A 13,441-nucleotide genomic window follows, 5' to 3' on the forward strand; every position below is an offset into this window, starting at 1 on the left:
TCCCACTCCTCTCTCATTTAAATGCTTTCCAAAACATTTTTTTCGCAGGAAGCTCTTGTTTCTCCGCTCGTACGTCAGGTTCTTTTACCAGAGCCTTACGTCTTAATGACGGTACCGGCAGCGGCTTTCTTTTCATTCGGGTATCTTTTTCTTCCCAAGCTTCCAGAATGACGTGGGCGTTCGTTCCGCCGTCGGCAAAGCAGTTAATGGCTGCTGACGGTCTGGCTGCATCCCATTCGCCGGCTGTTTTATGAAAGTGAAAACCTGTCTTTGTTATATCAAAATGCGGCATCGGTTCGTCTCCTGAGAGAAACGGAACCGTTTGTTTATGCTTCAGCATTAATACGACTTTAATGAAGCTTGCGATGCCTTCCGCGCAAAGCGGATGCCCGATGTTCGGCTTGATTGACCCGATGCCGAGCGGAACATGCTGACCTGAGCGGTATACGGATTGAATCGCCTTCAGCTCAAGCAAATCAGTCACCGCGGAACCCGATCCGTTTGCTTCGATATAACTGATGTCTTCCGGCTTTTTGCCGCTTTTGAAAAGCGCGCTTTGCATAACATCTTTTTGCGCCTGCATATTCGGGGCTGACGGGCCTGCCGTTCTGCCGTCATTGTTCATGGCGGCGGCCTTAATGACCGCGTGTATCGTGTCGCCGTCTTTTTGCGCCTGTCTTACTGTTTTTAACAGCACCATGCCGACGCCTTCACCGAGGACAACTCCGCCTGAACGCTTGTCAAATACGTGAAATGCCGGTTTCTCGTTTAACAGCCCGCGCTCTTGGAACATCCGGTGCGCCGCATCCGTGTTCAGCAGGCTGACGCCGCCAACTACCGCCGCTTTGATATCGCCGCTTCTCAGTGCCTGAACGGCCATGTTCATTCCTGTCAAAGCTGATGAACAAGCCGTATCAAGCACGATACTCGGCCCGCGCAGATCAAAAAATTGCGAAACGTTTGCCGCTAAATAATTCTGCCCGCCCGCAACAATCGGGTTGCGGGTATTCGCAAGACTTTCAGGATCAGGCTGATGCTGGCTGCGGCCTCCGATATACACACCGGCTTCTATGCCCTTGATTTCTTCACGGGTATAGCCGGCATGGCACCAAAGTTTCAAGCTCTCTTCCAGCACCGCCAACGCCTGAGGGTCCATCGCTTTCGCGTCGTTTTCCGGAATGAAAAAGAATTCGGAATCAAAGTGATCCATATTGTCAATCAATCCCGCAACGTATTGATTTGCATATCCGAAACGTTCCGCCGGGACGGAGCCGATTGCGGACCTGCCGCTTCTCAGCAAGTCCCAATATTGTTCTAACGATTCCGCTCCCGGAAAACGGCAGCTCATTCCGACGACGGCAATGTCTTCAGTTACAGCAGCACGCTTTTGCTCAGTGTGAACCGTTTGTACGGCAGCCGGAACCAACATTTCTGTATCAGGTTCCTCCCTTTCTGCAAGCAGCGGCTGACCATTGGATACAAGCCATTCGGCAAACGCGTCAATCGTCGGATGTTCATATAAAACAGACGGATCTAAGTCCTCTTTGAGCGCTTGATTCATTTGCTGTAAAAGCTGCGCTAAAATGATCGAATCAACCCCGTAATCCTGAAACGGTTCGTCTGTTTCCAGTTCTTCCGGAGCGATTTTCAGCTCATCGGAAAACAGTTTCACAAGCCACGCCTTCGTATCAAGAAGCAGGTCTCTGTCTGAATGTTTTTCCGCGGCTTTGCCGTTTATTACGGCTTCAGTCTCTTTTTGTTTTTTCTCTTGACAGAGCAGCCTGTCAGGATGCCATTCGCTCCGATCAACGATAGCCGGCAGAACGGACGGACGGATGTTTTCAGATAAAATGCGGTCCAGCAAGTCAAGTCCTTCCGCGTTGGACAGTCCCAGCAGCCCGGTCTGCTTCAGGCTTTCTGTGCGGACTTCACCCAATCCGGTTTCCTTCCAGTTCGGCCATTGAATGCTGACTAACGGATATTGATGCTGATGAGCCGCCGCGAAATAATCCATGTACGCATTTGCCATCGCATAATCCGACTGTCCCGCCGCGAGCGCCGGAACGACTGCAGATACTGAAGAAAATAAGACAAAAAATTTCAAAGGATCATTTGTGAAAAGGCTGCTTAATGTTTGAAGCCCGGCGACTTTCGGTTCCAGCACTTCTTGTATATCGTCGGCAGTCTTTCTGATAAATGCCGGATTTACTAAATTAACCGATCCCGCACAGTGAATGACGCCGCCGATCGGTCCCATCGTGCGCCGGATCGTTTCAATTTCCGCTGCCGCCGCATCATGATCAGACAATTTCAGACTGATCACCGCCACTTGCACTCCTTTTGCTTCAAGCTCTTCAATCGCCCGTATCTTCTCTTTCAGCCTCGTATTAACGGCTGACCGTTCGTGACGGGGAGGAATCGGCTCCCTGCCTGTCAACACTACTTTTTTCACGCCGTGTTTTTCTGTGAAATGGCGGGCGCATAAGAGACCCAGTCCCCTCGTCCCTCCGGTAATGAAAAGCACATGGTCTTCAGGAAACGGTGCTGGCTTATGTTCTGCTCGCTTCCCGCTTGGAATCTCCCTGAATAAAGCACGGTATCTCTGTCCGTTTCGGCGGCAGACTTCCGGTTCTGTGCTGTCCGCCGAAAATTCATCTGCAATCTGTTTGGCAAGCGTCTGCTGATCCGTATCTGTATCGGCATCCATGTGTCTGGACGTCACGTTTTGATACTCATTTTGAAGCATTCTGTACAGGCCGCTTTTTGCCGCTCCTGCAAGATGAATCGTTTTCTGCTGAAATGGCTCCAAGCCTTTTGTTACATATAGCAGCGTCAGCGGCCGCGCTTGCCGGCGGCTTGTATCAATCAGAGTCTGGATCCGACTGATTCCTTCCAGTGAAGGGTCTTCGTCTCCGCATCCCGTCAGATCGATTGCGCCATCTATGTGATTCCAATCGCTAGCTGCATTGTCAGCGGAATCGACCGGGAAAATGAACGAGTCAGCGAAATGCTTTGCAGTCTCTTCGGCAAGCCCCGCTGTCCTTGCATCAGCCAGAATCATGACCGTCCTGCCGCTTTTCTCACCGGCCGAATCGATCTCACACGGAACCCATTGCTTTTCTAAAAGCACAGCCTCGCGCCGGTCTTCTGTTTCCTGCGGTACGGCTTTCGGCTCAGGCAGCCAGTACGGCTCCTTCGCAAACGGGTAAGCCGGCAGACTGATTCTGCGGGGTTTTTCGCCTTGATAGAGTCTTTCCCAGTCCGTCTGAAGCCCTTTGGCCCACAATTCCGCTATTTTGGCGTATTTTTTCTTATCGAACCACGACCTGACAAGCTGCTTCAGATCATCGTCCGTTTCAAATGCTTTGATTTCTTTTTTTGCCGTTTTGATGTGGGCTTCATATATCCCTTCACCCGTATTTCCGTTTACAAAATCGGTTAAACGGCTGATCAGTTCTTCTCTCGAACCGGCTGTAACCGCAAGACGGTAATCCATCGCATCACGCCCGGTCTGAAGCGTGTATGCCATATCTGAAAGATTGATATTCTGATTGGCTTTTGCAAATTGGATCACAGACTCGGCATAGGTTTTTACCTGCGGCGCTTTTTTCGCCGACAGCACAAAAATGTTTGTCTCATCAGACTTACGGCTTCCCCGGTCTTTCGGCTGATACTCTTCGATAACGAGATGAGCGTTTGTGCCGCTGTAGCCGAATGAGCTGACACAGGCCCGCCGCGGTGCTCCGCCTGTTTCCCAAGGTTTAAGTTCGGTATTGACAAATAAAGGCGAGTCATCGAAATCAAAATGTTCATTCGGCGTGCTGAAATGAAGGGTCGGCACAAGCTGCTGATGTTTCATCGACAGCAGAACCTTCTGGACGCTTGCTACACCTGCCGCCGCCGACGTATGCCCGATATTCGATTTAACCGAACCGATGGCGCAAAATTGTTTGCGGTCCGTTTTTTCCTTGAATACAGAAGATAAGGCTTCTAATTCAATCGGGTCCCCCTGCTTTGTGCCGGTGCCGTGCATTTCCGCATAGGTGATGCTCTCAGGGTGGATGTTGTGCGCTTCATACACTTGACGCTCTAATTCCATTTGGCTTTTCGCGCTTGGTGCGGTAATGCCGTTGGTTTTTCCGTCCTGGTTAATTCCAGATCCGATAATGACTCCGTAAATATGGTCTTGGTCGGCTTCCGCATCTTTCAGCCTCTTCAAAACGAGCGCCCCCGCGCCTTCGCCAGGCACAAATCCGTTCGCACTGTTATCAAATGCTTTACATTGGCCGTCAGGAGACAGCATTCCGGCTTCACACATGCTGATGTATGATTCAGGCGTTAAATACAAGGTCACCCCGCCGACAAGCGCCATGTCAATTTCATGATTCAACAGCGCCTGACGCGCCAAATGAGTCCCGACGAGAGATGAAGAGCATGCCGTATCAATCGGAATGGCCGGCCCTTTCAAATTGAGATAATAAGGCAGGCGGGCCGCCGCGATGCTGAAACTGTTGCCCGTCGCGCTTCCTCCTGTCTGATGTTTGTTTAACATCATGCCGTATTCATTGTTCATAATCCCCAAATAAACGCCGCAATTTTTTCCGTTTAATTCTTTTGAGCTGTAACCCGCATCTTCAAAGGCTTTAAAACCTTCCTGTAAAAATATCCGGTGCTGCGGGTCCATAAGTTCCGCTTCAGACGGAGATATATTAAAGAACAGCGGATCAAACTCTTCAATGCCGTCAAGCATACCGATTGATCTGCAGTATACTTTGCCCTTCTTGTTTAAGGCCGGATCATAGTATTTGTTTACATCCCAGCGGGAAAGCGGGATGTCGCGAATGGCGTTTTTCGCACGGGCTAAGTTGTCCCAATATGTCTTTAGGTCCGGCGCATCCGGGTACTTGCCCGACATGCCGACGATGGCTATCGCGTCCGCTATCTCGTCTTTAGGCTCCCGTTTGGCCTGCACCGGTTCAGGTTCCTTTTGAACCGTTAATCTCTCCGGCTCGGCAGGTGTTTTCTCCTGTGGGGCGGCTTGCTGCGTAAGCGGCTTTGGACGTACGGGAACCGCCTGTTTTTTTCTTCCGCGGACGGACGGCTGCTTGCGCAGATAATCGGCAAATTGACGGATTGTCGGATAATCATACACTTTCGTTACATTACAGTCCGTGCCGTACCGTTTATTGACGGCCTTTATCCATTCAAGACCGGTAATCGAATCCATACCGAGGTCAATAAAGGCCTCATCAATATCTACTTCATTCCGCTCCATGTACAATACATCAGCCAGTGCTTTTGATAACTCGTCATGCACCGCTTCAATCGGTTCTTCCGGTTCGGCGGAAGCTGCTGTTTCAGACATCGACTCCAGAATATCCGCTTCTGCTTGTATCACATGCTGCTTATGAGCGTTTAAAGGCTGCAGCAGTATGTTTGACGGTTTTTTTACGGCCTCTGTTTTCTGCGGTTCGGCTGCTTCCTCAAGGATCGGTTCTGTCCCGAGCTCTTTTTGCAAGAAGGCCGCAAACTGGCGGATTGTCGGATAATCATATACTTTCGTCACCGTAAGGGACGTGCCGTACGCTTTATTAACGGCCTTTATCCATTCAAGACCGGTGATTGAATCCATGCCGATATCAATAAATGTGTCATCTGCGTCGATATCGTCGGCATCCATATATAAAACGTCCGCCAACCTTTCCGTTAATTCGGCACTTACTTTTTCAGCGGAAACCGCCGGACTGGAAGCAGACTGTACGGTTCTTTTCGGTGTCGCGCCGCTCAAAGGCTGCAATAAAATGTTTGACGGTTTTTCTTTGGCAGTCTCCTCGTGAAGAGTTGTTACTTCAATGACCGGTTCCGGGACGGCCGCCGGTGCGATCGGCGCAGACTGTGTTTCGGCCGGTCTTTTGACAGCTGTATCAGCTGATGTGTCGATCCAATAACGGTCTTTTGCAAACGGGTAGGCCGGGAGACTGATTTTTTGCGGTCTGCCCATTTGATACAGCTTATCCCAATTCAGCGGAAGGCCCTTCACCCAAAGCTCTAATACCTTTGCGGCTTTGCCTTTTTCAAGCCATGCCTCAATTGTTTTTTCCATGTCCTCATCAGCCGCAAACAGCGCCATCGTGTCTTTATTCTGTTTGACTTGTCCGCGGTAGAGCCGTTCAATTGACTCCTTGCCGCCCGTAAATTCGTCAAGCTTTTCTTCAAGCTCGCGCAAATTGCTGACAATGATTCCAAGACGCTCTTCCATCGGTTCACGTCCGATTTGAAGCGTATAGGCGATCCGGCTCAGATCCGCTTCCCGGTAACGCCCGCTCCGAAGCGCATCAAGAAGACGTTCCGCCCGTTTTTGAAGCCGTTGTTCATTTTTCGCGGAAAGGACGATCATCGACGGATGAGGTGCGGCAAAAGCCGTCTCCTTATCCTCATCAGCGGTATATTCTTCGATGACGATATGAGCGTTGACGCCGCCGGCTCCGAATGAGGAAAGCCCCGCGGTTCTCGGCAGTTCTTTATTTACTCCGTTTTCATTTATGACCGGTCTTTTCCACTCTTCAAGCGTCTGCTGCACTTTAAACGGCGTAGCGAGAAAATCAATATTCGGGTTAAGCGTCCGGGAATGCAGTGACGGTGCGAGCTTCTTATGTTTCATTTGCAGGAGCACCTTCGTCAGTCCCGCGATGCCCGCCGCGCTTTCACAGTGCCCGATATTGGATTTCGCTGAGCCGATGGCACAAAACTGTTTATCTTGTGTTTGTTCTGAAAAGGCTTTTGTCAGACCCGTGATTTCAATCGGATCACCGAGTGAAGTCCCGGTGCCGTGGGCTTCAATGTAGCTGACCGCCCTCGGATCGGTTCCCGCGTCTTTTAACGCCTGTTTGATCACCGCGGCTTGGGCGTTCGGGTTCGGTACGGAATACCCGTTTGTTTTTCCATCATGGTTTACGGCCGTTCCTTTGATCAGGCCGTAAATATGATCACCGTCCGCTTTCGCTTTAGAAAGCGGCTTAAGGAGTACGGCTCCCACTCCTTCACCGGGCACATAACCGTCCCCGCCTTCACCGAAACTTTCACATCTGCCTTTGCTTGATAAAAATCTGTTCTGGCCGAGCATCAAATATTTATTCGGATGAACGGATACATTGACGCCCCCGGCAAATGCTGTCTCGCATTCCCCGTTCCGCAAGCTTTGGCATGCCAGATGAATGGCTGTTAAAGAAGAAGAGCACATCGTATCCAGCGCCATGCTCGGACCGTTAAAACCGAATACATAGGAAGCCCTGTTCGCAATTGATGACGGATTTCCGGTCAGCGCAAGCGATTTTCCGCGCGCCTGTTCTTCGGCTCCGTAAAGCTGATATTCCTCATACATGACGCCTACGTAAACACCGACATTGGCGCCAAGCAAATCACCCGATGTTTCCGTGAGCTTTTTGCGCGTGTAACCGGCATCTTCCATCGTTTCGTAGACACATTGCAGGAATAACCGCTCCTGCGGGTCCATCAATTTTGCATCCCGAGGCGAAATAGAGAAGAATTGCGGATCAAATTTGTCCACGTCTTTCAAAAATCCTCCCCATTTTCCGTACGTCTTGCCTTCTTTATCTTTATCAGCGTCGTAATAAAGACTGTGATCCCAGCGATCGTTTGGAATTTCGGTTATGCAGTCAGTGCCTTCACTCAAGTTCTTCCAAAATTCCTGAAGATTTTCGGCCTGCGGATATCGTCCTGATATACCGATAATCGCGATATCTTCACGCTCCGTCAGCTGCTGATTTTTCCGCGCGTCTGGACGGACTTGCGCAAAGCCTTTTTTGCCTTCATTCCGTTTGGAAACGGGCTTTACTTTCGCTTTCTCAGACAGCGCCGGTTTGGCTGCAGGGGTTTCTTCTGTTTTCATCCCGGTCACTTCCCGCAGCGTGTCCCGGTGTGCTTTCATAAAATACTGCGCCAGCGATTCGATATTCTGGTACTCGAAGAACAATGTTTTTGACAATGAACCGAAGCTCTTTTCCAGCCGGCCCGTCAAATGCATAATCATAATCGAATCAATTCCGTAATCTTCCATAGGCGCCTTGGCGTCAATTTTGCCGACAGGAAGTTTGGTTACTTCCGAAAGCACATGTTTCAAGAAATGCTCTGTTTTTTCTGCAAGCATGTTCTCTCCGCCTGCTGTAAGACCTGCCGTTTCTTCCGTTTTGCTGCCCTTATCCGGCTGATCATCCGCTGATTTTTTCAGAAACGCCCGGATTTTTGCGGCGTAGCCTTCCGTCACCATGATTTGGGATGTGTTTGCCGCCCACCCGCGGTACAAAGCATGGATGCCGTTTTCTGTTTTCATAGGGACCATGCCGCTTTCTTTTGTCAGCATCGCTTCCGTTTCAGCATCAACCGTCATGCCGCCGTCTTTCCAAAGCGGCCAGCAGATTGAAAGGGTGTGTCCATAGCGTTCATTTCGGGCTTTTTTACGGTTTCTTTTTTCACTGAAGGCGTTCATAAACGCATTGGCCATCGCATAATCAGCCTGGCCCGCGCTTCCGGCGCTTCCGGCTCCGGAAGAGAAAAGAATCAGAAAATCAAGCTCAATGTCCTTTGCCGCTTCATCAAGATGAACCAGCCCGGAGACTTTCGGCGCCAGTACATCACGGATTTCATCTTTGTGCTTTTTCAGAATATAGTTGTCTTTTATCGTTCCCGCGCTGTGTATGATACCGTTTAATCCGCCGTACTTCCGGCAGATGTCCGCTGTGAGCGATTGAACTTCTTGTTTTTCCGTCATGTCCGTTTGTTTGTACACGGCTTGCGCGCCGAGATCGGACAGTTCTTGAAGCTGGACTTTTTTACGGTTATCCAACAGAGAACGCCCCGTTAAAATAAGAACGGCGTCTTTTGCATGCCGGGCGATTTCTTTGGCGAATAAAAATCCGAGTCCGCCCGCACCGCCTGTGATCAGATAAACACCTTTATCCTTCCACGGCTTTTCGGCGCCGAACTGTTCAAGCCCTGTTTCCTGCCATTGTGCCGTATAGCGCTTGCCGTTTTCATAGCGAATATGCTTGTCATCAGGATGAGCGCTGCATTCTTTTACATATCGGGACAGCGTGTCTGCCTTGACGTACGGCTCCAATTCAATCAGCTGGCCGGTCAGGTTCGGGTTTTCAAGCGCCGCTGTTTTCAAAAGCCCCGTTAAGCCGCAAAGGAGCTGCGTATCCGCTTCTTGAGGCACGACAATCTGAATGAGCTCGCGCCCGCCGGAATTTGAAGCGAGGATTTTCTTCACTTCTTCGAACGCCTGAAGCGCACAAGCTTCAAACCGTTCGTCTTCACTCTTATGCTGATCACGGAGCACATGACAGCTGAAGTCTGTCTGTATGCTGTTCATTTGATCCGTAAACCGGTCTGATATCATCACGTGACGGGCTTTGAAATGAGTCGGTGCTTTTTCATGTACAGCGGTCTTCTCTTCCCATACGTGTTCAAAAAATAGTGTATCTGTTTTATCCGTTTCAATTTCCCGTGCGGAATAACCAGTCATTTTCACACATACATTGCCTTGTTCGTCACATACATCAATATCCAGCTTCTGCACGGCATCTTCAGGCTTGCTTTCGCCGCTGTACGCAATGGAAACCCACATATCGCTTTTACAGCTTTTCAACACATCAATCTGTTCGAGAGCAAACGGCAGCATCGGCCTTATGTCAGTCCCGTCTCTGTCAAGCATTAACCCGATTGTCGCGTGGAAGGCCGCATCCAAAAGGCTCGGGTGAAGGACAAACTGATCTTTTGTATGAGAAATAGATGACGGGAGTGAGAGCTTCGCGAGCACTTTGCTGTCTTTTGCATAGATTTCCGTGACCGCTTTGTGAGCATCCCCGTATTCAATCCCCATCTGTTTGTATGCCTGATAGCAAGCGTCAGGTGTGATCAGACGGCGTGACTCTCTTAATTTGTCAATCTCGATTTTGGCCGGTTCGCCCGCTCGGACAAACGCCGCGCTTCCTTGCGCATAGAGAACGGGCTCTTGTTCCGAGGAAGCCGATTCACTGTAAACCGTGAAGCCCATCTCCCCATTTTCTTTATCATAAAGACGGAGATACAGTTCTGCGGACTCATCCGCCGCTGTAAACGGACGTATCCATGCGACATGTTTCAGACGGACTGTTCCTTCTTCCTTCGTTTCTGCCGCGTGTTCAACGGCCGCCCGGACCATTTCCAGATAAGCCGCTCCCGGTAACGTCCGCTCGTTTTTGACGACGTGATCTTTCAGGAAAAATTCTCCGCCGCTAAAAGAGGACCGGAAACGGACGCCTGACATGTTTGATACATTTTCATGAAGGAGCGGATGCAGCATGCCTGCCCTTTTTTGCGGCAGCGATTCTCTTTTCTCCGCCTTTGGCACCCAATACCGGATTTTTTCAAATGGATATGTCGGCAGGCTGATCCGATTCGGTTTGTTTTCACTGTACAAGAGATTCCAATCCATCGTTCCTCCGCCGGCCCACTTTTCGGCAATCATCTCCAGACTCCCGGAAGAAAGCCAATTATGTATCAAGTCCGGAGCAAGCTCTGCCTGTTTGCTTTTATCGGCTCGGTTCCGCCAGCACCCGCTGACCGTTTTACCCGCCAGAAAGCCTTCCAGCCGCTCTTTGAGCTGTGTCATATTCTGAGCGGTGAACGCAACCCGCTCCTCCATCTGTTCACGGCCGATCTGAAGTGTATACGCCGCATCCTCAAGCGGCAGGCCGGGATGAATAAATGCAGACAGCTTCGCAACATACTCTTTTAGCCGTTCTTCATTCCGGGCTGAAACCGGGAAAATGAATGTCTGTTCTTCTGCCGGTTCATACGCTGTTCTCTGTGATTCTTCAGGGATAAATTCCTCCAGAATGAGATGTACGTTTGAACCTGTCGCCCCGAAAGAACTGATGCCCGCACGCCGGGGATATACGGTCTCATTTCCGTTTTCCTTTACTGAGGGCTGCTGCCATGCTTCGGTATGATGCTGGACGTAAAACGGTGATTGCTCAAAATCTAAATACGGATTCAGCTCCTCGGAATGAAGAGACGGCACCAGAGTTTTATGGTGAAGCTGCAGGGCAACTTTGCTTAAGCCGCTGATGCCCGCCGCCGATTCCGCATGGCCGATATTGGACTTCACTGATCCGATCGAACAGAACTGTTTGTCCTGTGTGTACTGGCGGAACGCCTTGACAAGGCCTTGAACCTCGATCGGGTCGCCGAGAGAAGTTCCCGTCCCGTGCGCCTCAATATAACTGACCGTGCGCGGATCGATGCCCGCTTTGTCCAGGCATTCTTCAATCAAATCGGCCTGCGCGACAGGACTCGGCACGGAAATTCCGCTCACTGTCCCCACGTGGTTGACGGCACTGCCCTTTATCACCGCATAAATCCGGTCTCCTTCTTTTACCGCCTCTCGCAGCGGTTTTAATAAAACGGCACCGATTCCTTCAGCCGGTACATAGCCGTCTCCGTCTTTCCCGAATGTATGACAAACCCCGTCTGTTGAAAACATGTCCCATAAACCGTATGTCAGATATTTATTCGGATGCAGCGACAAGTTGACGCCTCCGGCAACCGCCGATTCACATTCCCCGCGCCGAATGCTTTCCGCAGCAAGGTGAACCGCAGTCAGCGAGGATGAACAGACCGTATCGACCGCCATGCTCGGCCCGTGAAAATTGCAAAAATATGAAACTCTGTTTGCGATTTGCGCATAATTAAGAGAAAGCGGGAATACATGATCTTCAGAAGAAGCTTCAGCCCCGACCAACGTATAATCCTTATGCATCACCCCTGCGAAGACGCCGACGCGCTGTCTCTTATTCCGTCCGCGCGCCTCTGCGAGCGACTTCGGCGTATATCCGGCATCCTCAATCGTTTCCCAGCATGTTTGTAAAAACAGCCGTTCCTGAGGGTCCATTGTTTCAGCTTCCCGCGGCGTAATCCGGAAAAATTGGGGATCAAAGCAATCCGGATCATCAATAAATCCGCCCCATTTTGAAATGCTCTTTCCGGAAGGCGACTTTACATTTTCAAATTTGCGCCAGTCCCAGCGAGACTCCGGAATTTCGGTGACACAGTTTTTTCCTTCTTTCAGGTTTTCCCAGAATTCATGAATATTTTCGGCCTGCGGATAGCGGCCGGCCATGCCGATAATCGCGATATCTTCATCTTGCGGAACACTGCTTTTCCGTCTTCTTTCTGTTTGCTTCTCAACCTGCTTCTCTATTTTTGCAGGAGACGCGCTGAAATGGCTTCCGTACTGCTCTGTCAGGAAAGCTGCCAGCTCTGCTGCCGTCGTATATTCAAACAGCAAAGTCGGAGAAAGGGTTTCGCCGATTTTTTCGCTGATCGTTTCGACGACGTCAAGCAGTCCGGACGATGTCAGCCCCATTTCATAGTAGCCGACTTGAGAATCAATCTGTTCAAGCGGCTTGCCGATTTTTTCAGCCATCAGATTCATGACATACCGTTCTGCTTCCTCATGCGGGTGTCCGCCTTCAAGCGATGCCGCAACTTCCGGTAAACCGGCTTTTTCAGGAGACTTCTCAGCAGTCTTTCGGTCTGTATTGATCAGCTCGGCATCCCGCACGAGCTTGCTTGTGAAATCTTTCAGCTCGGCTACTTTTCGGCCGGATGTGTTAAAAAACTCCAGTGTAATGTAAATGAGCTCTTTTTCCTGCCTGAGCGACGAACGTTTGATTCTCGTGATGCAGCCGGCCTGCAAAGGTTCGGAAGCTGTAAAAGATTCGTAGAAAAGAGGCAGAAACAGCCTCTTTTCCCCATTTAACAGCGAGGAGATCAATAGGTTTGCGCCGACGCCGCTTCCGTCAAGAAGAGTCGGATGGAACAAAAACCCTCCGGCCTGTCCCATCGCGTCTTTTCCGAGCGATACATCAAAGGTAACGCCGTCCCGCTCCTCAAACACTTCTCCTTCTGCTTTCATATATCCGCTGTGAACCAATTCCTGGGCTCTGCATTGTGCATACAGCTCATTTAAATCGATGGTGCGTTCCGCCTCGCGTTTGACAGAGTCAAGATCAAGCGTGTCACTGAAAACTGCGGGTGCCGTCTCGTGCATTTCCGCTTTGACGTAAATACGTTCTTCCGGCTGGACTCGTCCGCCGCTGACCTCAGCCCCTTTTGCGGTAAGTTTCCAGCGCCCTTCTTTTACCTTTGTACATTCAACCGTAAGCTTGACGGCGCTGTCTTCTTTCGCGATAAGCGGCTGATATATGGATAAATGGCGCAGCTGAAGCCCGTCGTATGAATAGCCGCGCTCTTTGAAAATCTGATAAAACATATCAATATAAGCCAATCCCGGAAGGACTTTTTGTCCGTAAACGTCATGATGTAAAATAAACGGATTTTTCAGCGATAAAGTGATTTGCTTATTGAAGTTCTTCAC

1 protein-coding gene is annotated in these 13,441 nt (G+C 50.3%); it reads right to left on the reverse strand.

What is annotated here, in order from left to right:
• Positions 1-13 precede the first annotated feature (13 nt).
• A complete protein-coding gene (locus MJQ52_RS02495; protein WP_434181853.1) occupies positions 14-13,441 on the reverse strand; it encodes an SDR family NAD(P)-dependent oxidoreductase in 13,428 nt (4,475 codons plus the stop codon).

This window comes from Bacillus sp. jun7 (assembly GCF_051034795.1).
Classification (GTDB): Bacteria; Bacillota; Bacilli; order Bacillales; family Bacillaceae; genus Bacillus; species Bacillus velezensis.